Raw genomic sequence first — 19,907 nt, forward strand, 5'->3', positions numbered from 1 at the left:
GGGGAGATGTCAGTCGTCGATATCGCGTTCCGCGGCAGCCAGCGCCACATGCAGGGCCTCGCCCTTGAGTCGGGCGTCCGCGGTGTCGCCGGCCTGCCCCTCCTCGGCGCGCCGCTTCAGCAGCTCGATGAGCGCGCGGTCGCGCTTCGCCTGCTCGTAGAAGGGGTGGCTGACGATCACGGCTGCTTCCTTGCCGCGGTTGATGAGGATCGTCGGCTCATTGCCAAAGCGGGCGCGCGAGATGACCTCACCGAGGACGTTACGGGCTTCGGCGATCTTGGCGCGGTGCTCGGTGGGGGTCGCGGTCATGGCAACAGCGTAGCGGATTTGTCACGCCACACACCACAGCGGCTTCGCTGTCTTAGCTATGATGGCTACGAGCGGGGCGGTAGTGACAAGCCGCCTTAGACGCCCTGGTTTCGCGCGCCCAAATACCCCCAACCAGCACTCTTTCCGAAGGACAACGACTCATGGCTCGTGGCCACGGCCGGATCCTCACCAGCATCTGGGAGGACGCCGACTTCATCGCGCTCGAAGAGGAGGAACAGCGCCTCTACCTGTTCCTCATCTCGCAGCCGAATCTCAACCACGCCGGCCTGCTCGACCTCACCCTGCGACGGTGGGCGCGCAAGGCCCGCGGCCTCACGGTCGCCGAGCTCGAGAAGCGCATCGGCCGGCTCGAAGAGACCAGATTCGTCGTCGTCGACGACGACACCGAAGAACTCCTCATCCGCTCTTTCGTCCGCAACGACGGCGTCTGGCGGATGCCGAAGGTCATGGGTGCCATGGTGTCCGGAGCGCTCGAGATCTCCTCTCGCAAGCTCCAGCAGGCCCTGCTGATGGAGATGGACCGCATCCCTCTCGAAGAGCTGAGCGCGGATCCGACCAAGCTCCGCAACGGCACCGAAGGCCCGTCCATTCGGCAGCAGGTGACCGACCACATCAACACCCTCCGCAAGGCGTTCGGGACCCCCAGCCCGGACCCTTCCGCAGGGGGTAACGGAACCCCTTCCAGAACCCCCTCGGCAACCCCCTCCGATACCCCTTCGCAGCCCCCTGCCGAAGGGGGTCCGAAACCCTCTACGCGCGGGCGCGCGCGCACATCACGCGCGCATTCCCCTGCCCCTGCCCCTGCCCCTACCCCTACCCCTGCCCCAAACCCCGCTGTGGTTGAGGGGGGTGGAGACACCTCAGGTAGTAGCGCGCTGAGCGCCACGCCGCCTTACGGCGACGCCCCCATCGATCTCGACGGCGGATTCGCGGTCAGCGACGGCCTGCGCCGGTGGGCCAAGCGCGACGGCTACTCGGACCTCGTCGACATCGACTACGAGACCGCCCAGTTCATCAGCCACTTCCGCGCCAACGGTCAGCACCGCAGCAACTGGAACGACGAGTGGCAGAAGTGGATCCGACGCGCCCACAAGTGGACCGTCGAGCGCCGGCAGCAGCGGCCCCAGCTGCACTCCGTCGGAGGCACCGGCTCCCGAGCCGACACGCACACCGCAGACGACTACACCAACTCATCCGTGGAGGACCTGTTCGCATCATGAGCACCGACCACGACGCCTGGCTGGCCGAAGCCCAAGCCGAAGCCGTCGCCCACCGCCTCCAAGCCTTCCTCGACCGACGGCCAGCCGCCTTCGCCGACCCGGGCGAACTCCGCCACGACATCCGCGCGTGGATGGACAACTACCTCGCCGGCCACCACGGCTCGCTCATCCTCACCGGCGAGATCGGCACCACCAAGACGTGGCACCTGTGGAAGCTCAACGAGACGCTCATCCGCCGTGGATGGCGGGGCCATTTCCGCATCGCCACCACCTACGACGTCAAGCTCGCCACCGACCGGCCGATCGACCACGAGCGGCTCGCCTCCTGGCGCGAGGCGGACCTGTACGCGATCGACGACCTCGGCGCCCGAGCCGTCAACGACTGGACCGCGGACGCCATCAGCGAGCTCATCGACGCCCGCTGGCAGAACCGCCGTCCCACGCTCATCGCCACGAACCTGACGACCCCCGAGATCCGCACCGTCCTCGGAGACCGTGCCGCCTCGCGCATCGGCGACGGCGCCACCGTCGCCCAGTTCACCGGAGCCGACCGCAGGAAGGGCAACACCAAGTGACCCACGACGAGTACGAGCCCGAGCCGCGCCGCGAGGCGCTGCCGCCGCAGGACGTGCCGGCGGAGATGTGCGTCCTCGGAGCGATGCTGCTGTCCCGGGATGCGGTCGCCGACGTCACGGAGATCGTCAAGAAGCCCGCCGACTTCTACCGACCCGCTCACCAGACGATCTTCAGTGCGATCGTGGCGCGCTACCTCGACGGAGCGCCCGTTGACCCGATCGTCCTCGCCGACGACCTGGCCAAGAGCGGAGACATCAGCCGCGTAGGTGGCGCCACCTACCTGCACCACCTCGTCCAGCAGGTGCCCACCGCCGCCAACGGCGCGTTCTACGCCGAGATCGTCCGCGAGAAGGCACTTCTGCGGAACTTGCAGTCGGCCTGCACCCGCACCCTGCACGAGATCGCCAACGGCGCTGGCGAAACCGATGAACTCCTCGACGACCTGCGTGCCGAGGTCGACGGCATCGTCGACGACACCAGCGGCAGCAACGAAGACACCCTCATCGGCGCCGACGGCGAAGACTTCCTCGAGGAACTCGAGAACCTTCAGAAGCACGGTCCGGCCCGCGGTGTGAAGACCGGATTCACCGACTTTGACTCGCTGACCAACGGCCTCCAGCCCGGTCAGCTCATCGTCATCGCGGCTCGCCCCGCCATCGGCAAGTCCACGCTCGGCGTGGACATCGTCCGCCACGCCACGATCGTCGAGGGCCTGCCGGCCGTGTTCTTCAGCTTGGAGATGTCCCGCACCGAACTGAAGATGAAGATCGCCTCAGCGCAGGCGCGGGTCGCCCTGCACCACCTGCAGAGCCAGAACGGCATGACCGACGACGACTGGACGCGCCTTGCCAAGGTGTGGCCGATGATCAACGATGCGCCGCTGGACATCGTCGACGACCCCGGACTGACGCTGACGAAAATCCGCTCCCACTGCCGGCGCATCGCCCGCAAGCGGGAACTGCGCCTCGTCGTCGTCGACTACCTGCAGCTCATGGAAGGCGAACTGTCCGGCCGAAGCGAGAACCGGCAGCAGGAAGTCGCAAAGATCAGCCGCAGCTTGAAGAAGCTCGCTGCCGAGCTCCAGGTACCCGTGATCGCCATGTCGCAGCTGAACCGGGGAGCGGAACAGCGCACCGACAAGAAGCCGCTCCTGTCCGACCTCCGCGAATCCGGGGCCATCGAGCAGGACGCCAACATGGTGATCCTCCTGCACCGTGAAGACGCCTACGACAAGGAATCCCCCCGGGCGGGTGAGGCCGACTTCATCGTCGCCAAGAACCGCGGTGGCCCAACGGCCACGATCACGACGGCCTTCCAGGGGCATTACAGCCGCTTCGTCGACATGGCGCAGACGTGATGGCCATGACCGACTCCTGCCCCAACTGCTGCCGCCGAGGCATATGCCCTGCCGTCGAACGCCGCCGCGGCGACTCGATGGTCCACGGCTACGAGTGCCCCTCCTGTGGCCATCGCTGGGCCACCAGTCGACTGCTGTCCGCCTACTCCGAGATCCACCGCCACAAGGCCCGAACAAGGAGGAGCGCCGCATGACCGCCTTCGGCACCGCCGCTACGGGCCCGACCCCGCCGCCCGGCACCTGCACCTGCGCCCGCTGCGGCAGCAACCCCACCACCCACCGGAAGGACGCCGCCTGATGCTCGTCAACCTTCGTACCCTCGCCGCCGACTCCACCGACGGCTTCGCTGGCGCGGGCGGCTCCTCCACCGGCATCCGCCAGGCCGGAGGCATCGTCCGTACCGCCCTCAACCACTGGCGGCTCGCGGTCGACGTGCACAACGCCAACCACCCCGACACCGACCACGACTGTGCCGACATCTCCCAGGTCGACCCACGCCGCTACCCGACGACGACGTTCGCCTGGTTCTCCCCGTCGTGCACGAACCACTCCATCGCGAAGGGCGCCCGGCGGCACCGTGACGCCACCCCGGACCTGTTCGGCGAGATCCTCCCCGACGAGGCCGCGGAACGCTCGAGGGCCACCATGTGGGACGTCGTGCGGTTCGCCGAGTTCCACCGCTACCGGGCGATCATCGTGGAGAACGTCGTGGACGCCCGCGACTGGATCCTGTGGCCCGCATGGATCTCCGCCATGCACGCCATGAAGTACCGGTCCCGGCTCGTCTGCCTGAACTCGATGCACGCCCAGGCGCTCGGGCCCGGTGCCCCGCAGTCCCGTGACCGCATGTACGTCGTTTTCTGGCTCGAGGGCGAACGCGACCCGGACTTCGACAAGTTCCTCCGCCCGGCCGCCCACTGCGGGCAGTGCGACAAGCCGGTGCGTGCCGTGCAGGCGTGGAAGAACCCGCAGCGCCAGTACGGCAAGTACAAGAGCCAGTACGTGTGGCGGTGCCCCACCGCCCGCTGCCACGCCGAAGTGTTCCCCGAGGTCCGCCCGGCCGCCGACGCGATCGACTGGAAGCTGCCCGCGCAGCGCATCGGGGACCGCACCCGGCCGCTTGCTGAAAAGACCATGAAGCGGGTCCTGGACGGGTTCACGGAGTACGGGGCGCCGATCATCGTTCCGGTGGAGGGCCGCGAGGGGAAGGTGGCGCGTCCGGCGTCGCTTCCGCTGCGGACGTGCACGGCGCGGAACGAGACCGGAGTGGCGGTCCCGCCGTTCATCGCGGAGCTGCGCGGTGGCGGGTCCACTCACCGGCTGGCGTCGGATCCGCTGGCGACGGTGTGCGCGTCGGGGAACCACCACGGTCTGGTGCCTGGCGGCACCGTGGCGGCGGTGGAGGATCTGGGCTTCCGGATGCTGGCGCCGTCCGAGTACGCCGCGGCGATGGAGTTCCCCGAGGAGTACATCTGGCTGGGCAACAAGCGGGAGCGCGTGAGGCTGGCAGGTAACGCCGTCACCCCGCCGGCCGCCCGCGACCTGTTCGCCATGGTGGCCGAGGCCGTCCTCGGCTCTGGCTACCGGGACGACCTGGCGGTGGCGGCGTGACTACGAACTCAACTCACTGCCTTGGTCCGGGCTTGTTCAAGGTATGCAGCAGCAGCCCGGAGCCGCGACGGATCGTCACCGAACATGCCCAGACCAGCGTTGCAGCGGCTGCACAGAATGCCGCGGATCACGCCGGTTGCGTGGCAGTGGTCAACCGTGGGGCGGCGGACGCGCCCGGATCGCGTGACAGTCTCAGTGGCGCCGCATATGGAGCACTCCACGGTCTGACTGAAGCCCAGGGCCTCGCGTCGCGCATCTTCTTGCGCGTCGTGGCGGCGACGCCGGTAGAGCGCATGGCATGCCCGGCAACGCGAGCGGAAGGTAGTGGCGTCGGCGCGGCGGTATGCGTTCGCTGCCGTAAGTGCGATGCCGCACTGGGCACAGTTGGTGCGCGGAGTCCTCATTGCCCGACTCTACCTGCAGAGATGGTGAGTTGGGCAGAAAATGCCGTCACCCCGAACGCTGCCGAGGTGCTGGTGCGCGCGCTGGTGGAGGCGATCACCGGCGAGGAACTGTCCCGGCACGAGGGGACGGCCGGCCTCGAGGTCGCCGCCTGATGTCCCGCTGCCAGGCGTGCGGCCGGCGCCTGTCCCGTCCGTCGCCGTCGGGCTTGGGCCCGGTGTGTGCCCGCCGCTTGTCCGCCCCGCCCCGTCGCCCGCCCGCCATCCGGGCCGCCGAGGCGGCGGTCGAAATCCACCCCGACCAGACCGCCCTCGAACTCCAGCCCATGCAACCCAGCCTCTGGTCCTTGTGACCAGCCGTATCGAACCCAAGGAGAACCCCGTGGCCTACCCGCCCGCCGACGACCGGCTCCGGCACCTGATCGCCCAGGAGGTCAACACCAGCGTCGCGACGTGGAAGCTCGCCTTCTGGATCGCCGGAAACATCATCAGGGACCCCGAGATCCGCGCCGAGCTGCGCCGCATCGAAGCCGCCCACGCGGCAAGCAAGCCGTGCGGCGACCGCCACTGCGACACCTGCTTCAACTCGCAGGTGACGGCTGACCCCGAGACCCCCACCCCGTGAATGCCGCGACCCGGGGCGGCTGCAATCCGCCCCGGGTCTGGCCCGACCCTACCCAACCCGCCACCACCCGGAGGAACCCATGACCGACCCGACTGCCCACGAGCCCGAGCAGTTCTACTTCGACGCCGAGACCGAGCACTGCCCGCACAAGCCGATCCCCGAGCGCCACACCGACGCCTGGGACGAGTGGATGACGCTGGGCCACCAGCCCTACGACGACGGCGTCCTGTGCCTGCCCGCGCCCGCCGGAATCGGCTGCCCGGCCTGCACCGCCGAGCACGGCGACATCGTGCCGTGGTCCCACTGCGAGAACCGCGACCACGCCCGGCCGCTGCCCACGACCACCGGCCCGCAGCACCGCCCCGTGACCGTCGACGTTGCCGGGCTGGAGTGCCTGGAACGCGAGTGCGAGGAGTTCTTCACTGACGACGGCGACGAGATCCCCGGCAAGGAGACCTGCTCGCACTTCCGGCAGATGGAGGTCTGCGAGGCCTGCTCGGAGCCGCCGACGGGAGATGCCGACCCGTTCCCGGCCGTCGTCGCCTGGACTGACTGCCAGCGCAAGCCCGTCGCCGTTCCCACGCCGTGAGCTGCCGTGCCCCGGGGGCGCGGCTATCGCCCCCGGGGGCCGGCCCGGACCGTACCGCCCGGGGGACCGGGCACCAACCCAAACCCGAAAGGACCACCCCGTGACCAGCCCCGCCGACGAACTCCGCACCGCCGCCGCCTGACCACCCGCCCGGCCGCCCCAGCCCGGGGCGGCCCCACCACCCGAGGAGCACCTGATGCGTACCCACACCCGCACGCACGTCTACGTCAGCTTCGCTAACCCGTACCTCGTCTGCGACCTGTGCCGTCAGCCCGTGCCGCGCTGGCACAACAACGACAAGTGCGGCTGCAGCGAGGAGTGCTGGCTCGACCCGTGCAGCCACAACGCCGAGGCGGTCAGCGTCTGCCCGTCCTGGTCCCCGGTCGACGGATGCACCTGCCGCGAGGTGCTCGGCTCCGTCGACCACGGTCCGGCACCCGCCGGGCACCCCGCCGCCTGACCACCACGACCGGCCGCCCCTGTCGTGGGGCGGCCACGAAAGGACCACCATGACCATCCCGACCACCCGGGCCCGCGCTGAGGGCGCCATCGAGGCTCTGCGGGCTGCCGCCGAGGAAGTCCGCATCGGCGTAGCCGTCAGCAACATCCCGGTCGAGGCGCGGCCCGCCGTGACTGCGTGGCTGCGCCGTCAGGCAGAACAGCGGCTCGACCGTGCGCGGAAGGCTGCGGGGGGCGAGCCCGCCGTGTCGTCTGCTGGGCAGGCGCCCGCCCGCGTCCCGCACGGTGAGGGCCCCGAGTACACGCCCTGCGGGTGCGGGCACATCGAGCCCGAGCACGAGCCCGACGCGGGCGAGTGCTACTCCTGCGACTGCCCCGCCTACCGGCCGGCCGCCATGGCCCGGCAGGCGCCCGCGACCGAGACCGCGCCGTCCCACCGCGCCGAACTCCGCGACGAGATCGTGAAAGCCCTCGGCCGGATCAAGACCGTGCCCCCCGTGGCGCACCGTCGGGAGCAGGCTGATCGCGTCCTTGAGGTCCTGTACCGGGAGTGGCCTTGGCTGCGAGCCGAGGCAGAGGACGCCGCGCCCGCCACCGACCAGACCCGCGAGCAGATCGCCGAGGCTGCCCTCGCCGCCGTGGAGGCTGCGTTGAACGACACGTTGCTGCCCGAGGCTCGCGAGGAGGCGCTCGCCGGGATCGCCGCCGCGCTGCCGACCACCGACCAGGCCGCCGGCCTCCGCGAAGCCGACTGGGTCGTCGAGCACTGCCCCGAACATGGGTGCGTCGAGCCCTCGACCGAGGTCTGCCACTGCGAGATCGCCGACCGACTGCGCCGCCGCCCCGCCGCCGTGCTGCCCGAGCCCGCCGACCGGGCCGCCGTCCTCCGCTGGGCCGCCGACCGCATCGACGCCACCCGCGCGGACTTCCCGATCGCCGTGCAGAACGGGATCACCTGGGCCACAGCCGAGATGCGCCGTCACGCCGCCGACGAGCAGCCCGGGGCCCGGCACGTCCACATCACCATCCACCACTCCGACCCCACCACCGCCAACACCGCCGCCCTGTGCATCGCCGACCTCGTCCGCGGCGAGTACAGCGCCAGCCACCGGCTGACCATCACGACCGACGCCCAGGACCCGGGGCCCGCGCCTCGCCGCCCGGCCGACGAGACACCCGACACCACGACCGCCCGCGGCTGCCCGCCCGACTGCTCGTGTCGAGCCGTCTGCATCGGGACGCTGAAGCCCGCCACCGGGGCGCGGCAGGACGGGGCCGCATCGTGACTGCCTACGCCACCGTCACCCAGTACGCCGTGACCCTCCTCCCCGAAACGGACATCAACAGCCCCCTCTACGAGATCACCGTCGACTACCGCGGCCACGGCCAGTGGGCCGTCACCCGCCACCGGCAGTGCATGAACCACGCCGGCGGATGGGACTGGGAGCCCATCCCCTCCGAGCGAGACGACGACTGGCTCACCACCCACCGGTTCGACCTCGACACCGCGCTGCGCCTCGCGAAGGAAGCGGCGCCGCACGTGACCGTGAACGGGATCACCGCCACCGAGGCGCTGGCCCGATCGGCGCGGCGGCAGGACGGGGGCGTCCGGTGATCGCCGACATGGTGTCCGCCGCGCAGCACGTGATCGTCGGCGCGGTCGTCTGGGTGTGCGCCGTGACCGCGGTAGGGGCGCTCGCTGTGGCCGGCGTGGCGTGGCTTGCCCGTGCCGCCGTCCGGAAGGTGGTGGCGGCCGTCGCGGCGTGGCGCGCCCGAGAAGCCGCCTGGACGCCCGCAGGAGCGCCTAACCCCGGCCCCGGCGACTCCAGCACCGCAACAACCCCTCCCCGCCCGCCAGGCGGGCGTACAGCGCCGCCGCTCTGGGCCCGCACCCAACCACTCGACTACAGGGAAGCCGCGTGACCGTCGAACGTCGCACCACCTGGCCCCAAGCCGCCGAACTCCAGCAGGCCGCCGACACCCTCCGAGACGTCGCCCCGGAGATCACTGGCCGCCTCGCAGGCCTCGCCGATCCCGTCGCCGACTGGCTGGAGGCAACGGCCAACGCCCTCGCCTGGCTCGCCCCCTTCCGTGAGCACGAGCCCGGCTACCCCCTCTGGGAGACGGCCACCACCGTCGCCCGCCGGATCAACGGCAGCCACCCCACCCCCTGACCCGTCCTGCCGCCGCCCCAACTCCGGGGCGGCGGCCCACCAGAAGGGACCCACCGATGACTGAACAGTCCTGCCCGTTCTGCGAGATCAACCTCGGCCGCGCGCCCGCCACGTTCGTGCACGAGTGGTCCGACGCTTTCGCGATCGTCCCGCTGAACCCCGTGGTCGACGGGCACACCCTCGTCATCCCGAAGCAGCACGTCCGCGACTTCGCGAGTGACCCGGCAGTCTCCGCAGACGCGATGCGCCGCGCCGCACAACTCATGCAGTGGACCGACCGGCCCATGAACTTGATCACCAGCAAGGGTCGGGAAGCCACGCAGTCCGTGTTCCATCTGCACCTGCACCTCGTCCCTCGCGCCGAGAACGATGACCTCGCCCTGCCCTGGTACAGCGGGCGCGGAAAGCGGGCCCACTGATGAGCGCGGCGAAGCCGGGCGCGAACATCCCGGCCAAGCCATCCACGGCCCGCCGCTACATCAACCCGACCACGGAACGGCTGCTGCGGGATTGCTTCCCCGGCCTCGTCCCCGCCGCCGTCATCGAGGACGCCCTCCGGCAGAAAGCCATCCGCGAAGGACGCCTCGCCACGCCACGCAACCGGGGCGGCAAGCCGTGAAGGGCCTGACCGTGCGGCAGCGGCAGGTGCTGCTCCTCGCCGCCTCCGGCTACACCAGCGAGCAGGCCGGCCGCCGCCTCGGCATCGGCCGCACCACCGTCGACCGGCACCTCGGCGAGGTGTACCGGCTCCTTGATGCCCGCGACCGCACCCACGCCGTCGCCCTCGCGATCTACCACGGCCACATCACGATCGCCGACCTCACCGCCATCGCCACCGCACACACGCGGGAGGAAGCCGCATGACCGACCAGCGATGCGGTGCGCCCCACCACCGCTATCCCGAGACGCTGTGCACCGAGCCCGCCGGGCATTACCGGCCGGAGCGTGACCCGCATGCCGGGCCGCTCATCATCGACGGCCGCGAACGCGGAGGCGCCGCCTGGGACGAACCGAAGGACACCCGCATAGCCGACCGCCCGAATCTCGAAGACCTGGACGCCGTCCCGGAGCCCGCGCGCTGGTGCTGTGCCGGGAACGCGGAGGACTGCCCGCTGTGCGACACCGCCGCCCTGCCGTACCCGTGGATCTGCCCCGGGCATCCGGACACCGCGGAGAACCGGGCACGGGTGCAGGCGACCGGCGCCGTCTGCACAGTGACCGTGACCGTGCACGCCCCCACCCCGGAGAACGCCACCCAGTGGGCGCAGACGATCAGCGACCTCGTGACCGCCGAATACGGGCAGGAAATGCGGCTGAGCATCCACGTCGGTCAGCAGCGGGAGGCGCCGTGACGCCGTTCCGGGTTCTGGTGACCGGCAGTCGGGACTGGCCGACCCCGGGTGTGGTGTGGGCAGCGCTCAGCGACGTCCAGGCCGAACTCCTCCCTGCTGGCCGTCCGCTGGTCGTCGTGCACGGCGCGTGCCCTCGAGGAGCCGACGCGCACGCCGCGCAGTGGGCCGCGGTCGCCGGGCAGTTCACCGCCGCGGTCGTTGAGGAGCAGCGCCCGGCGGACTGGCGGCCCGGCGGCGTCCTCGACCGGGCCGCCGGCTTCCGTCGCAACGCGGCGATGGTCCAGCTCGGCGCGGACCTGTGCCTTGCGTTCATCAAGGACGGCTCCCGCGGCGCCTCCCACACCGCGCGGCTCGCCGAGCAGGCCGGGATCCCCGTCCGGCGGTGGATCGCGTGAGCAGCCGGCCAGAACCGTCCTTCGACGACCTCGCCGACCTGGGTGCCGAACTCCTCACCGACCCCGTAGACCCGGCCTGGCTGGACCTGCGCGGGCAGATCACCGCCGACCAATACCACCGGCTTGAGGACGTACCCGTAACCGCCGACTGGCTGTAGCCCGCACGACGAACGCCCCCGCCGCCTCGTCTGAGGCGGCGGGGGCGTTCGTTGTGTGCCGGGGGCGCTATCAGCGCTTGCCGAGCCAGCGGCGGACGGCCATCCGGTCGACGCCGGCCTGCTGCGCGAACCCGGCCTCTGTGGCGTCTCCGTTGGTGATGCGGGTGACGCCGATCTGTCGGAGGGCGACGAGGGCTTTGCGCTCTGCGGCGCGAGCGGCGGTCCGTGCGGCGGCCAGCTCGGCGATGAGGTCTTCGGGCGCTTCGACCATCAGCCGGTAGGCGGCGGTGAGGGCGGCCTCCCTTTCCTCGCGATCGTCCTCGTCCGGGTACTGCTCCTCGATCTCGTCGGCGGTGCGGAGCAGTTCGTTTACCTGATCGTCAGTGAGGCCGTGGTCGTCTCCGAGCCAGGCTTCGAGTTCATGCTCCCGCATGGGTCAGTCCTCCAGGGTGTCGCAGGCGTGGCAGTCGCAGGGGTAGGTGATGGTGTCGCCGCCGACGGCCTCGGCGAAGGCGTTTCCCTCGGGGGTGCGGTGGGCGGCGGGAGCGTGGAAGACGTCCATCTGGTTGGTCGCGGTCTCGTAGAGGCGGCGGGCGTGGCCTTCGCCGCGGTGGTCTTCGTCGACCCAGATGTTCATGATCTCGTGGCGGTCGGTGGAGACGTAGAGCTCGGCGATGAGAATGCCGTCGGTGTCGTGGGTTTCCCAGATGTAGTTGCTGCTGCCGTCGCCGTAGTAGTCGCCGGCGCGGCTGGTGATCGTCAGCATGGTGGTCCCCTCCGAAGCGCCCTCGCTCCATCTGTAGACCACACTACAACTCATCTGTAGTCCTGTCTACAGGATGGCGCTGATGGCACGACGAAGCCCCCGACCGCAGTGCGGTCGGGGGCTCCACTGCTGTCAGGCGCGCACCACCCGGAGCGGCGCCGGTGCCGGCGGGGCGTCCAGGCCCAGGGCCTCCGCGAGGAGCATCCGCGCCACCGTGTCCCTCTCGAGCACCGGCCGGCCTGCGGGCATCGACAGCACCCGCGACCCGTCCTCGTGCTCGACGAACGCGCCGAAGAAGGACCGGTCGGTGATCGTCGAATCCACGAGCTGCACGTCCAGCTCGGCCAGCAGTCGGGGGAGTGGGGTTTCCAGCATGTCGAGGCGGGGTGCCTGCGCTACGCTCATGACAGACCTTCTCTCTGGCGAGGGATGGGCTACAGATCAGCGAGGTGATGACTCGCTGGTCGAACCGGCCGGGCGGGTGATGACCGCCCGGCCGTTCGCTTGCGTGGGAGATGCTGCCGCACTTTCGTGATCAGAGTGAGGGCCGTCACCCGCACGGGTGACGGCCTACCGCGGCAGTACGTCGTCGAGGTATGCCTGCACGGGCTCGTACAGGCCGTAGGGCACGTACTCCTTGACCTCCGAGTGGGCGACCCAGGCGACCGCGTCCAGCTCGTCCTCGTCCGCCACCCGAGCCTCGCCCTGCAGCGGCTCGCACGCCGTGTACGACATCAGCCGGCCGGTCTTCGGGTGCACGCGCTTCCCGAGCAGCTGCTTGGCGGCGACGACCAGTCCGGTCTCCTCGGCGGTCTCCCGGACCGCGGCCTCCTCCGCCGTCTCCCCGTCCTCGATCTGCCCGCCGGGTAGCGCCCACAGCAGGTCGCCCTCGCGCTCCCGCCTGCGGACCATGAGCAGCTTGCCGTCAGAGACGACGACCGCCATCGACAGGGCGGGCTTGGCTGTGGTGGTGTCGGTCATGCGGTCGCCTCCAAGGCGGTCAGGACGGGCGGGAAGATCTGATCGGACGGGATGAACCGGGTCAGGGACGCTAGCGGCACCCAGGTCACGTCCACGTTCTCGAGCGGGTCGAGGTTGGCGGGTTCGCCGGCCAGGTGGTCGGCGAGGTAGTAGACCGCGATGACGCCGGTGACCGGGTGGACGCGCTCGCCGAGCTGCTCCCGCACCGTGCAGTGGACGCCGGTTTCGCCGTGCGTCTCCTGCACCGCCACCGTCGCCGGATCGCTGCCCGGCTTGACCATCCCGGCGGGGAACTGCCAGCGGATGTCCCCGTCGCCGCGCCTGCACACCAGCAGCACGTCGTCCCCGCGGACCACGATCGCGATCGCCACCCGCAGCGCCTGCGCCTTCACGCGCGGGGCGGGTGGGCGCAGCAGGAGCGCGAACCTGCGTTGCACCGTCTCACCCGCCTGTTCGTATGCCGTGTCGAGGATCTGCTGCACCTCGGTCCGATGGGTCATGTCTGGCTGGGCGTGCCACCGGCTGACAGTGCGGGGTGAGATTCCGAGGCGTTCCGCGAACGCTTCGTTCGTCATCCGCATTGCCTCTTGGAGGAGGCAGGCTGTGCGGCCGGTCCACGTGCCGACGAGGTCCACAATGAGGCTCCGGTGCTCGCTGCGCTCGGGTCTGGCGGGCCGGTGGCGACCTCGTGTCGCCCCGGTGTCTAGGCGTGCTCGCTATGTCGTGGTCGTGTCAGGGTCGTGTCCTTCTTCCGCGCGCGCGGGGGGCGTTGACTCGACGGCATGACCAGTCGTTCCTCGCCCTCTGGCTACTTGTTCCGCGCGGGAGCCGGTGATGCCCAGCATCGATCCGACGGCTGCCCAGGTTCGGCCTTGCTTGAGGGTGTTGGCGACCTCTTGCTGGATGAGCATGAGGTCGCGGTCGCCGTCCTTGTAGAGGGTGCGGGCTTCGCGCGCTGCTTCGTAGCGCTCGACCGGGTCTTCGACGGCCGCTACCTCTTCTGTGGTGGCCGCGATGGCGGCGATGAGCGCTTTGGTCATGGGGTCAGGGTAGGGCTGCGACCAGCCCTCTTCAAGGCTGGCTTGATATGGCTTCCGCGACTCGCTGTGTATGGGTTGACACGGCATCAGTCCGGGCTTCAAGATGGCCTTGAAGAGGTGAGGGGACTCCACCCCCGAGCAGCTTCACTCGCCGACTCCACCGGCAACGCCACCCAAATAGGACGGCCCCAGCTCAGCGACTCCACCGCTGGCCAGGGCCTCACCACCAGGATCTTCTGAAGGGTCCCCTGATGGCTACGAAGCATTCTACGAGCACGCTCCCGCGTGCCGATCACCCGGGCGACACCGCGCCCCTCACGCCGGCCGCCGCGGCTCTGCTGGACGGGCTGCTGGGCCAGTTCCCGCTGGTGCGTGCGGTCGCCCAGTACGAGACGGCTGCCGAGCGTGTCACGCAGCTCGCCCCGCTCGCCGAGTCGGGCCACATGAGCGACCTCGACGCCGACAGCCTGGCTGCGGCCGGGGACATCATGGCCGCCGCCCGCACCGTCCTGGAGGCCGCTGGCCGGCTCGACCTGATCGAGGTCGTCCGGTGAGCGGCGAGCGGGAGCGGCTCCAGCAGCTGCAGGCCACGGCCGCCCGGATCGTGGACGGTCTGCCCTCCTGGGATGGCGAATCGCCGGCGGTGCTGGTGTACGTCGTCGACCCGGTCACCCGGCAGCGGCTCGGGCACTGGCACGTCCCGGCCGCCGATGTCCCCCAGGCGGGGCCGCGCCCGCAGTCCGGTGCCCGTCACCTGCGGCTCGTCGGGGAGGCGTCGTGAGCGAGCACGAGAAGACGAAGGACGAACTCCCTCGCCGGCCCCGCGGCCCGCACCCCTACCTGACCGGGGAGGCGTCGTGACGGACGACGAGCGCAAGAAGCTCTCCGAGAAGGTCCGCGAGGTCAACAAGCGGTCCGAGTCCCGGCCCCGCTAGCCCCGCCCCACCCCATGCCGCCGCGGGTGGCGGACGTTCCCGGCTCCCCTCCGGCCCGCCACCCGCGGCCACCAACCCCCCTCCCACCACATCCCTGAAGGGCACCGTCATGTCTCCGTTCCTGTTCTCCGCCGACTACGCGCACACCGAGCTGGGCCGTCGGGCCCGCGCGGCGACGCTCGTCTCGGACCTGCGCGTCCTGTCGATCTCCGACCTGTTCGCCGACTACGCGTCCGCCATCGCCCGCGGCGACCGGGCGCGTGTCGCGGAGATCCGTCTCGCCGCCGACCTGGACCTCCTCGCCCAGCTCGACGGCTTCGACTACCCCGCTACCGCCTAACCCGCAGCCAGAAGAGAGCGCCGCAATGCGCGAGTCCACGTGGGAAATCCTCAGCTTCATGATCCCCGGCGTCATCGGCTTGGCCATCGTCATGGTCGCGATCTTCGCCCGCTGATCCCCCCGAACCGCCGCCGCCCGGACCGTCTACCCCCCGTCTCCGGGCGGCGGCACCCCAACCCCGGCCACCCCGATCACCCGCCCGGAAGGAGCCCGTCATGGGCCTGTTCAGTCGCCGTCCCGCACCGCAGGGCTACCGGCCCACCGACACCGAAGTGCGGGAGGCTGCCGCCCGACTCAACGCCGGCAGCAGCGACGCCGCCAACGACTTGGCCGCCCACTCCGGCGACTACCGGCAGGAGACCGCGCTGCGAATCCTCAGCCACTGCATCGACGACCCCCAGTAGCTGACCGGCTGTCCGATCCGCCCGACCCCGTGCGGGCGGTGAGGAGAACTGGCGCAGCACCACCACCCCCATCCACCTCCGACCCCGAGAGGTCGTCATGCTCCGCTACATCGCCTGGGCGCTGCTCGCCCTGTACCTGCTGACCGTCGGCCTGTGGCCCGCCGCGCTCGCCCCCGTGACGCTGGCGCTCGCCGGGCTGGCCGCCGTCATCGCCGCCATCCCGCCGTCCGTCCTGCTGCTCGCCGTCGTCGTGTGGCTCAAGCACCGGACCGCCCCCGTGAAGGCGGCGACGGCATGATCAAGCGCTGGCGTAAGGCGCGCGCGGACCGCCGCCGTTGGGCCGCCACCCAGTCCCTTCCCGAGCTGGCCGACCTGATGGCCCTCTGGCTCGAAGGCGAACTGTCGATGTGGCCGGGCTACAGCGACGGCGCAGCCGAGGAGACCACCGCCCTGGTCCCCACCCTCGCGGCGGCGAACCGGGCCGGTTTCCTCACCGATGCCTCGCAGCCCGGCTACGACGGGATCGGTTTCGACGGGTGGCGCTGGCAGCAGCGTGCCGCCGTGACCGGCCTGGTCGCCGACGAGGAGCTCCTCACCCGGATCCGCCGGGCTGGTGAAGCCGCCGGATTGCTGGTGCTGATCTCCCACCCGCGGCTCCTGCCGTGCGGGCGGGGCGTCACCTGCACGGTGCGCGGCGGCCAGCCGTACACGCGGTTCGGTGAGCACCTGCCGGCCCACGTGCTCCTCCACATCTGGGCCGGAGCCAGCCGTCAGGCCCTCGAGCAGGTGATCGACGCCTGGCAGGTGTGCGTCATCGACCCCGACTTCGGCCGCAACGACCGGCTGTGGCCCGCCCTGGGCGACCTGTTCGCCACCCACCCCACCACCGCCTGACACCCGAGAGGACACCGACCCTGATGAGCAGCTGGAGCGAGGAGCGCCGGCGCAACCAGGCCGCCGAGGCCGAGCAGCGCCGCCTGGATCAGGACGCTGCCGTCGACCGCCGTGCCCGCGCCCGCGCAGCCGAGGACGAGCGCCGACGCGCCAACCGGCAGGCCGAGAGGGCAGCGGCCCGCGCCGAGAAGCAGCAGCAGCGCCGCGACAGGCGCGAACGGCGCCGTGAACGCGCCCAGGCGTGGGCGAAGAACACCCGCCCCGGCATCGTCTACCAGCGCGGCACCCTCGCCCTGGTCGCCGCGTCCGTCGCCGCGTCCATGCCCGCGCAGATCATGCATTTCGCAGCCCTGTCGCTTTGGTTGGTCACCCTGCCGTTCGCTCTCGAAGGTGCGGCCTGGGTGATGGCCGCCGGAGTCGCCTACGCCGACGAGAAGAACCTGCCCAACTGGGTGCGGTGGTTGCTGCGCGGACTGTGCCTCACCGCCGCCGGATACGCCGCGCGGATCAACTACGACTACGGGATGGAGACCAGCGCGGCCGTCGGGTATGGGCTCGCTGCGGTGTCGCTCCTCGGCCCGCTGGTCTTCGAGATCCGCCAGTGGGTCATGAACCTCTCGTTCGACGCCGCGGAGAAGAAGAAGCGGCGCGAAGCGAAGGCTCGCGCTCTGCACGACCGTGCCCGGTACCGCCATCACAAGGACGTCGTGAAGCTGGCCCGCCGCCTCGTCTCCGCAGCGCCCTACGGGAGCATGCCGTTCGAGGACGCGTTCACCGCCGCGTGGGAGATCCTTTACGGCACGGCCACGCCCGGTATGACGCCCGCTCTGCACGCGCAGCAGCTCGCCTCGCGGCAGTCGCTGGCCGCCGCGATGGACGAAGCAAACGGGTCCCCGGTAAGCACCCGAGGGCGTCTCCTCCAGATGCTCCACCCGGCCCCCTCAGCGCTCATCTCGCAGCCTGGATCTTCGCAGGTGGCGTCCGATCTACCCCCCGCCTCCGAGCGGCCCCAGAAGGCGGCACGAAAGGGCGGCCGTAAGGCGCCCCCGCCGCACCGTCGCACCAAGGGCGACTCGGTGCCGTTCAGCACCGTCGCCAAGGTCGAGGCCGCCCTCGAACGCGGCGGCAACCCCCGCCGCATCCCCGCCGCCAACGGCCACCACCACTGACCCCCGAAGGAACACGCCCCCGTGAGTATCGAGACGACCCCGTCCAGCGCCCCCGACCCGGAGTGGGAGGAGCTCATCAACAGCTATCACGCCGGTCTGGGCGGGGCGCCCGCTGCGCCCCGCAAGACGACCGTCGACCTGATGGGCGACACCCCCCTCACCCCCGCCTGGGCCAAGACCCGCACCGGCTGGAAGAACCGCACCGCCATCGGACGCCTCAACACCACCCGCGGCTTCCGCAAGTGGCTGCGCCGACAGGCCACCGAGCACGGGCACGCCTCCCAGATCGCCCGCGGTGTGCGCCGCACAGCCCTGTGGGTGCAAGGCACCGAGGGCGCCCAAGTGATCGCCGCCCGCCACGAAGTGCAGCAGGCCCAGCGCGACTACAAGGCCGCCAAGTGGGCCCACGACCGCAGGCTCATGCCCGGCAAGGAGAAGGACAAGCGGCGCCGCGAGATGGAAGCCGCCTTCACCGACTCGGCGTCCGCCATGAGCAAGTACAAGACAGCGCAGAAGGACGCCCGGATGCGGCGGGCCGTGCGCGGCATAGCCGCCCTCGCCCCGGTCGCCGGCGTCGAAGGAGCCGGCCTGCACCTGCTCGGCGCCCCCGGCGGGCTCGCCGCCACCGCCGCGACCCTCGCCACGTTCGCACTGGTCGGCCGCCGAACCACCACAGGAGAGCTGTACACCGACCGCGACGCGAAGATCGGCGACGGCGACCGCATGACCGACGACATGGTCAACCGCGTGTACCGCAGCGCCAAGGTCATCGGCGCGGAGGACGTCGTCAAGCTGCTTTCGCCGTGCACGCTCACCGCGGACGGCTCCGCCTGGGAGGTCCGGCTGGAGCTGCCCGACGGCATCCCCGCCTCGAAAGCCCTCGGCGCGACGGCTCAGCTCGCCAACGGCTTCGGCGTCAGCGTGCAGCAGGTCTCCCAGACCAAGGGAGAGCGGGAGGACTGGCTCACCCTGCGCGTCACCCTCAAGGTGCCCTTCACCGGCAAGCCCCACAAGGGGCCACTGCTCACCGCCGACAAGGTCAGCCTATGGTCACCGGTACCGATGGCAGTGTCCGAGCGCGGCGACACCATGGCGGTGGAGTGGTTCGAGAAGACCGCCCTGTTCGGCGGCGAGCCCGGGGCCGGCAAGTCCGCTGCGGCGAACAACCCGCTGCTGTCGGCGAGCCTGGACGTGACCGCCGACTTCTACCTGGCCGACGGCAAGGGAGGCTTCGACCTGTCTCCGTTCGAACCGATCGCCCAGATGATCGACACCGACGGCGACCCTGAGCGGCTGCTCGCCATCCTGCGGCACGTCTGGGAGGAAGTCCTCCCCGAGCTGAAGCAGGCTGTCAAGGATCACCGGGTCCGCAAGTTCTCCGAGGCGCTGGCCGCGAAGGACAAGCGGGTGCGCTTCACCATCCTCTACATCGACGAGTGGGCGTCCTACATGGCCGCCGCTAGTCAGGAGCAGCAGAAGGAACTGGACCGACTCCTGCGGCTGATCACGCAGCAGGGCCGGGCCTATGCGGTGATCGTCATCTGCGCCACACAGAAGCCCGACTCGAACGCCGTGCCGACCGGCATCCGCGACATCCTGTCCACTCGCTGGGCCGGCCGCTGCATGACCCCGGAGGCGTCCGACACGATCCTCGGCAAGGGGCGGGCGTCTGCCGGCTACAACGCGCAGCGCATCCTCAAGTCCCAGCGGGGCGTGGGCTACCTGCAGACCGGTGAGACGTCGGAGCCCGTGCTCACGCAGTCGTACTTCTACACCGACGAGGAAGTCGAGTTGATTCTTCGGCGGGCCTACGAGCTGCGGAAGGCCGCCGGTGTGCTGCCGGTCGCGGTCGAGCCGGAGGTGACCATCCTCGACCACCTGATCAAGGCGGCGGCTGCGACAGGGCGGGGCAATGTCACTCGCGCTGAGGTCTTCGCCTACCTGGCCACGGTGGACGAGGAGTTCGTTCAGGCCGACGGTGAGAGTGATGCGCGGTATGCGTCCCGGGCGGGCACTGCCCTCAAGGAGCGGCTTGCCGGGCTCGACGTGGAGGTACCGGCGGTGCAGTTCCCGCACGACGGTAAGCGTGTCTGGGGTTGGACTCTGGACGGCCTCACAGCCTCCCGATAGA

At 70.6% G+C, this 19,907-nt stretch carries 34 protein-coding genes; 26 read left to right on the forward strand and 8 right to left on the reverse strand.

Annotation, left to right across the window (positions count from 1 at the left end):
• Positions 1-9 precede the first annotated feature (9 nt).
• A complete protein-coding gene (locus tag AC02VZ_RS09705; RefSeq protein ID WP_476475117.1) occupies positions 10-309 on the reverse strand; it encodes a type II toxin-antitoxin system prevent-host-death family antitoxin in 300 nt (99 codons plus the stop codon).
• A 161-nt stretch (positions 310-470) separates the two neighbouring features.
• Here AC02VZ_RS09705 and AC02VZ_RS09710 point away from each other — a divergent pair, with 161 nt between their 5' ends.
• The 4 genes from AC02VZ_RS09710 to AC02VZ_RS09725 all read left to right on the forward strand — a co-directional run bounded on the left by AC02VZ_RS09710 (position 471) and on the right by AC02VZ_RS09725 (position 5,094).
• Complete coding sequence (locus tag AC02VZ_RS09710) at positions 471-1,550, forward strand: hypothetical protein (RefSeq protein WP_476475118.1); 1,080 nt, start codon at positions 471-473, stop codon at positions 1,548-1,550.
• Complete coding sequence (locus tag AC02VZ_RS09715) at positions 1,547-2,125, forward strand: ATP-binding protein (RefSeq protein WP_476475119.1); 579 nt, start codon at positions 1,547-1,549, stop codon at positions 2,123-2,125. The genes AC02VZ_RS09710 and AC02VZ_RS09715 overlap by 4 nt, the downstream gene beginning before the upstream one ends.
• Positions 2,122-3,483, forward strand: a complete 1,362-nt coding sequence (gene dnaB / locus AC02VZ_RS09720) for a replicative DNA helicase (RefSeq protein ID WP_476475120.1) — start codon at positions 2,122-2,124, stop codon at positions 3,481-3,483. Before AC02VZ_RS09715 ends, dnaB begins: the two co-directional genes overlap by 4 nt.
• Positions 3,484-3,780: 297 nt before the next feature.
• Positions 3,781-5,094 carry a DNA cytosine methyltransferase gene (locus tag AC02VZ_RS09725; protein ID WP_432053684.1) on the forward strand — a complete coding sequence of 438 codons (1,314 nt, stop codon included), beginning with the start codon at positions 3,781-3,783 and terminating at the stop codon, positions 5,092-5,094.
• A gap of 8 nt (positions 5,095-5,102) precedes the next feature.
• On the opposite strand, the gene AC02VZ_RS09730 is transcribed toward AC02VZ_RS09725, so the two are convergent.
• A complete protein-coding gene (locus AC02VZ_RS09730; RefSeq protein WP_432053685.1) occupies positions 5,103-5,498 on the reverse strand; it encodes an endonuclease domain-containing protein in 396 nt (131 codons plus the stop codon).
• Between the two features lie 21 nt (positions 5,499-5,519).
• Between AC02VZ_RS09730 and AC02VZ_RS09735 the strand changes: the two genes are divergently transcribed.
• The 13 genes from AC02VZ_RS09735 to AC02VZ_RS09795 all read left to right on the forward strand — a co-directional run bounded on the left by AC02VZ_RS09735 (position 5,520) and on the right by AC02VZ_RS09795 (position 11,247).
• Positions 5,520-5,651: a hypothetical protein gene (locus AC02VZ_RS09735; protein WP_432053686.1), complete on the forward strand. Its 132-nt coding sequence runs from the start codon at positions 5,520-5,522 to the stop codon at positions 5,649-5,651.
• A 193-nt stretch (positions 5,652-5,844) separates the two neighbouring features.
• Positions 5,845-6,120 carry a hypothetical protein gene (locus tag AC02VZ_RS09740; RefSeq protein WP_432053687.1) on the forward strand — a complete coding sequence of 92 codons (276 nt, stop codon included), beginning with the start codon at positions 5,845-5,847 and terminating at the stop codon, positions 6,118-6,120.
• 79 nt (positions 6,121-6,199) lie between these two features.
• On the forward strand, positions 6,200-6,709 hold the full coding sequence (locus tag AC02VZ_RS09745; protein WP_432053688.1) for a hypothetical protein: 510 nt from the start codon (positions 6,200-6,202) through the stop codon (positions 6,707-6,709).
• A 196-nt stretch (positions 6,710-6,905) separates the two neighbouring features.
• Positions 6,906-7,169, forward strand: coding sequence for a hypothetical protein (locus AC02VZ_RS09750; protein WP_432053689.1), 264 nt, complete (start codon positions 6,906-6,908; stop codon positions 7,167-7,169).
• Between the two features lie 49 nt (positions 7,170-7,218).
• Positions 7,219-8,454 (forward strand): hypothetical protein, encoded by a 1,236-nt coding sequence (locus tag AC02VZ_RS09755; RefSeq protein ID WP_476475121.1) that lies wholly within the window; start codon positions 7,219-7,221, stop codon positions 8,452-8,454.
• Positions 8,451-8,783 carry a hypothetical protein gene (locus AC02VZ_RS09760; RefSeq protein ID WP_432053691.1) on the forward strand — a complete coding sequence of 111 codons (333 nt, stop codon included), beginning with the start codon at positions 8,451-8,453 and terminating at the stop codon, positions 8,781-8,783. Before AC02VZ_RS09755 ends, AC02VZ_RS09760 begins: the two co-directional genes overlap by 4 nt.
• 304 nt (positions 8,784-9,087) lie before the next feature.
• Complete coding sequence (locus AC02VZ_RS09765; RefSeq protein ID WP_476475122.1) at positions 9,088-9,342, forward strand: hypothetical protein; 255 nt, start codon at positions 9,088-9,090, stop codon at positions 9,340-9,342.
• Positions 9,343-9,398: 56 nt separating this feature from the next.
• Entirely contained in the window at positions 9,399-9,761 is a 363-nt protein-coding gene (locus tag AC02VZ_RS09770) for an HIT family protein (RefSeq protein ID WP_476475123.1), read from the forward strand.
• The gene (locus tag AC02VZ_RS09775; protein WP_476475124.1) at positions 9,761-9,961 is read left to right on the forward strand and encodes a hypothetical protein; all 201 of its coding nucleotides are present in this window, start codon (positions 9,761-9,763) and stop codon (positions 9,959-9,961) included. The genes AC02VZ_RS09770 and AC02VZ_RS09775 overlap by 1 nt, the downstream gene beginning before the upstream one ends.
• Positions 9,958-10,206, forward strand: a complete 249-nt coding sequence (locus tag AC02VZ_RS09780) for a helix-turn-helix domain-containing protein (protein ID WP_476475125.1) — start codon at positions 9,958-9,960, stop codon at positions 10,204-10,206. Before AC02VZ_RS09775 ends, AC02VZ_RS09780 begins: the two co-directional genes overlap by 4 nt.
• Positions 10,203-10,694 (forward strand): hypothetical protein, encoded by a 492-nt coding sequence (locus tag AC02VZ_RS09785; protein WP_476475126.1) that lies wholly within the window; start codon positions 10,203-10,205, stop codon positions 10,692-10,694. Before AC02VZ_RS09780 ends, AC02VZ_RS09785 begins: the two co-directional genes overlap by 4 nt.
• Positions 10,691-11,089: an SLOG family protein gene (locus AC02VZ_RS09790; protein ID WP_476475127.1), complete on the forward strand. Its 399-nt coding sequence runs from the start codon at positions 10,691-10,693 to the stop codon at positions 11,087-11,089. The genes AC02VZ_RS09785 and AC02VZ_RS09790 overlap by 4 nt, the downstream gene beginning before the upstream one ends.
• Positions 11,086-11,247 carry a hypothetical protein gene (locus AC02VZ_RS09795; protein WP_476475128.1) on the forward strand — a complete coding sequence of 54 codons (162 nt, stop codon included), beginning with the start codon at positions 11,086-11,088 and terminating at the stop codon, positions 11,245-11,247. The genes AC02VZ_RS09790 and AC02VZ_RS09795 overlap by 4 nt, the downstream gene beginning before the upstream one ends.
• 70 nt (positions 11,248-11,317) lie before the next feature.
• Here the strand turns inward: AC02VZ_RS09795 and AC02VZ_RS09800 are convergent, their stop codons facing one another.
• From AC02VZ_RS09800 to AC02VZ_RS09825, 6 genes are all read right to left on the reverse strand, one after another.
• Entirely contained in the window at positions 11,318-11,680 is a 363-nt protein-coding gene (locus AC02VZ_RS09800; protein ID WP_476475129.1) for a hypothetical protein, read from the reverse strand.
• Between the two features lie 3 nt (positions 11,681-11,683).
• On the reverse strand, positions 11,684-12,013 hold the full coding sequence (locus AC02VZ_RS09805; protein ID WP_476475130.1) for a GNAT family N-acetyltransferase: 330 nt from the start codon (positions 12,011-12,013) through the stop codon (positions 11,684-11,686).
• A gap of 132 nt (positions 12,014-12,145) precedes the next feature.
• Complete coding sequence (locus tag AC02VZ_RS09810) at positions 12,146-12,418, reverse strand: hypothetical protein (RefSeq protein WP_476475131.1); 273 nt, start codon at positions 12,416-12,418, stop codon at positions 12,146-12,148.
• A 165-nt stretch (positions 12,419-12,583) separates the two neighbouring features.
• Complete coding sequence (locus AC02VZ_RS09815; protein ID WP_476475132.1) at positions 12,584-12,994, reverse strand: NUDIX hydrolase; 411 nt, start codon at positions 12,992-12,994, stop codon at positions 12,584-12,586.
• A complete protein-coding gene (locus tag AC02VZ_RS09820) occupies positions 12,991-13,494 on the reverse strand; it encodes an NUDIX hydrolase (protein ID WP_476475133.1) in 504 nt (167 codons plus the stop codon). Before AC02VZ_RS09820 ends, AC02VZ_RS09815 begins: the two co-directional genes overlap by 4 nt.
• Before the next feature lie 216 nt (positions 13,495-13,710).
• Positions 13,711-14,034 carry a hypothetical protein gene (locus AC02VZ_RS09825; RefSeq protein WP_476475134.1) on the reverse strand — a complete coding sequence of 108 codons (324 nt, stop codon included), beginning with the start codon at positions 14,032-14,034 and terminating at the stop codon, positions 13,711-13,713.
• A 117-nt stretch (positions 14,035-14,151) separates the two neighbouring features.
• Between AC02VZ_RS09825 and AC02VZ_RS09830 the strand changes: the two genes are divergently transcribed.
• The 9 genes from AC02VZ_RS09830 to AC02VZ_RS09870 all read left to right on the forward strand — a co-directional run bounded on the left by AC02VZ_RS09830 (position 14,152) and on the right by AC02VZ_RS09870 (position 19,906).
• Positions 14,152-14,274 carry a hypothetical protein gene (locus AC02VZ_RS09830; protein WP_476475135.1) on the forward strand — a complete coding sequence of 41 codons (123 nt, stop codon included), beginning with the start codon at positions 14,152-14,154 and terminating at the stop codon, positions 14,272-14,274.
• Positions 14,275-14,285: 11 nt separating this feature from the next.
• Complete coding sequence (locus tag AC02VZ_RS09835) at positions 14,286-14,588, forward strand: hypothetical protein (protein WP_476475136.1); 303 nt, start codon at positions 14,286-14,288, stop codon at positions 14,586-14,588.
• Complete coding sequence (locus AC02VZ_RS09840; protein ID WP_432053703.1) at positions 14,585-14,815, forward strand: hypothetical protein; 231 nt, start codon at positions 14,585-14,587, stop codon at positions 14,813-14,815. The genes AC02VZ_RS09835 and AC02VZ_RS09840 overlap by 4 nt, the downstream gene beginning before the upstream one ends.
• A 263-nt stretch (positions 14,816-15,078) precedes the next feature.
• Positions 15,079-15,309 (forward strand): hypothetical protein, encoded by a 231-nt coding sequence (locus tag AC02VZ_RS09845; protein WP_476475137.1) that lies wholly within the window; start codon positions 15,079-15,081, stop codon positions 15,307-15,309.
• 215 nt (positions 15,310-15,524) lie between these two features.
• On the forward strand, positions 15,525-15,713 hold the full coding sequence (locus AC02VZ_RS09850; RefSeq protein WP_476475138.1) for a hypothetical protein: 189 nt from the start codon (positions 15,525-15,527) through the stop codon (positions 15,711-15,713).
• Between the two features lie 97 nt (positions 15,714-15,810).
• On the forward strand, positions 15,811-16,011 hold the full coding sequence (locus AC02VZ_RS09855) for a hypothetical protein (protein WP_476475139.1): 201 nt from the start codon (positions 15,811-15,813) through the stop codon (positions 16,009-16,011).
• Positions 16,008-16,607, forward strand: a complete 600-nt coding sequence (locus AC02VZ_RS09860) for a DUF6919 domain-containing protein (RefSeq protein ID WP_476475140.1) — start codon at positions 16,008-16,010, stop codon at positions 16,605-16,607. The genes AC02VZ_RS09855 and AC02VZ_RS09860 overlap by 4 nt, the downstream gene beginning before the upstream one ends.
• Before the next feature lie 23 nt (positions 16,608-16,630).
• The gene (locus AC02VZ_RS09865; protein ID WP_476475141.1) at positions 16,631-17,776 is read left to right on the forward strand and encodes a hypothetical protein; all 1,146 of its coding nucleotides are present in this window, start codon (positions 16,631-16,633) and stop codon (positions 17,774-17,776) included.
• A 21-nt stretch (positions 17,777-17,797) separates the two neighbouring features.
• Positions 17,798-19,906 carry a P-loop NTPase family protein gene (locus AC02VZ_RS09870; protein ID WP_476475142.1) on the forward strand — a complete coding sequence of 703 codons (2,109 nt, stop codon included), beginning with the start codon at positions 17,798-17,800 and terminating at the stop codon, positions 19,904-19,906.
• The last annotated feature ends 1 nt before the right edge of the window (position 19,907 follow it).

The sequence above is a fragment of the Streptomyces sp. 3-6 genome, from assembly GCF_056323165.1.

Excerpts from the sequence above, each read along its gene's own strand:
- AC02VZ_RS09815 (WP_476475132.1), bottom strand. The coding sequence starts at position 12,994 with ATGACCGACACCACCACAGCCAAGCCCGCCCTGTCGATGGCGGTCGTC.
- AC02VZ_RS09810 (WP_476475131.1), bottom strand. The coding sequence starts at position 12,418 with ATGAGCGTAGCGCAGGCACCCCGCCTCGACATGCTGGAAACCCCACTC.
- AC02VZ_RS09715 (WP_476475119.1), top strand. The coding sequence starts at position 1,547 with ATGAGCACCGACCACGACGCCTGGCTGGCCGAAGCCCAAGCCGAAGCC.
- AC02VZ_RS09725 (WP_432053684.1), top strand. The coding sequence starts at position 3,781 with ATGCTCGTCAACCTTCGTACCCTCGCCGCCGACTCCACCGACGGCTTC.
- AC02VZ_RS09835 (WP_476475136.1), top strand. The coding sequence starts at position 14,286 with ATGGCTACGAAGCATTCTACGAGCACGCTCCCGCGTGCCGATCACCCG.
- AC02VZ_RS09775 (WP_476475124.1), top strand. The coding sequence starts at position 9,761 with ATGAGCGCGGCGAAGCCGGGCGCGAACATCCCGGCCAAGCCATCCACG.
- AC02VZ_RS09820 (WP_476475133.1), bottom strand. The coding sequence starts at position 13,494 with ATGACCCATCGGACCGAGGTGCAGCAGATCCTCGACACGGCATACGAA.
- AC02VZ_RS09865 (WP_476475141.1), top strand. The coding sequence starts at position 16,631 with ATGAGCAGCTGGAGCGAGGAGCGCCGGCGCAACCAGGCCGCCGAGGCC.
- AC02VZ_RS09825 (WP_476475134.1), bottom strand. The coding sequence starts at position 14,034 with ATGACCAAAGCGCTCATCGCCGCCATCGCGGCCACCACAGAAGAGGTA.
- AC02VZ_RS09730 (WP_432053685.1), bottom strand. The coding sequence starts at position 5,498 with ATGAGGACTCCGCGCACCAACTGTGCCCAGTGCGGCATCGCACTTACG.
- AC02VZ_RS09800 (WP_476475129.1), bottom strand. The coding sequence starts at position 11,680 with ATGCGGGAGCATGAACTCGAAGCCTGGCTCGGAGACGACCACGGCCTC.
- AC02VZ_RS09805 (WP_476475130.1), bottom strand. The coding sequence starts at position 12,013 with ATGCTGACGATCACCAGCCGCGCCGGCGACTACTACGGCGACGGCAGC.
- AC02VZ_RS09855 (WP_476475139.1), top strand. The coding sequence starts at position 15,811 with ATGCTCCGCTACATCGCCTGGGCGCTGCTCGCCCTGTACCTGCTGACC.
- AC02VZ_RS09755 (WP_476475121.1), top strand. The coding sequence starts at position 7,219 with ATGACCATCCCGACCACCCGGGCCCGCGCTGAGGGCGCCATCGAGGCT.
- AC02VZ_RS09710 (WP_476475118.1), top strand. The coding sequence starts at position 471 with ATGGCTCGTGGCCACGGCCGGATCCTCACCAGCATCTGGGAGGACGCC.
- AC02VZ_RS09750 (WP_432053689.1), top strand. The coding sequence starts at position 6,906 with ATGCGTACCCACACCCGCACGCACGTCTACGTCAGCTTCGCTAACCCG.
- AC02VZ_RS09745 (WP_432053688.1), top strand. The coding sequence starts at position 6,200 with ATGACCGACCCGACTGCCCACGAGCCCGAGCAGTTCTACTTCGACGCC.
- AC02VZ_RS09705 (WP_476475117.1), bottom strand. The coding sequence starts at position 309 with ATGACCGCGACCCCCACCGAGCACCGCGCCAAGATCGCCGAAGCCCGT.
- AC02VZ_RS09845 (WP_476475137.1), top strand. The coding sequence starts at position 15,079 with ATGTCTCCGTTCCTGTTCTCCGCCGACTACGCGCACACCGAGCTGGGC.
- AC02VZ_RS09770 (WP_476475123.1), top strand. The coding sequence starts at position 9,399 with ATGACTGAACAGTCCTGCCCGTTCTGCGAGATCAACCTCGGCCGCGCG.
- AC02VZ_RS09735 (WP_432053686.1), top strand. The coding sequence starts at position 5,520 with ATGGTGAGTTGGGCAGAAAATGCCGTCACCCCGAACGCTGCCGAGGTG.
- AC02VZ_RS09860 (WP_476475140.1), top strand. The coding sequence starts at position 16,008 with ATGATCAAGCGCTGGCGTAAGGCGCGCGCGGACCGCCGCCGTTGGGCC.
- AC02VZ_RS09785 (WP_476475126.1), top strand. The coding sequence starts at position 10,203 with ATGACCGACCAGCGATGCGGTGCGCCCCACCACCGCTATCCCGAGACG.
- AC02VZ_RS09850 (WP_476475138.1), top strand. The coding sequence starts at position 15,525 with ATGGGCCTGTTCAGTCGCCGTCCCGCACCGCAGGGCTACCGGCCCACC.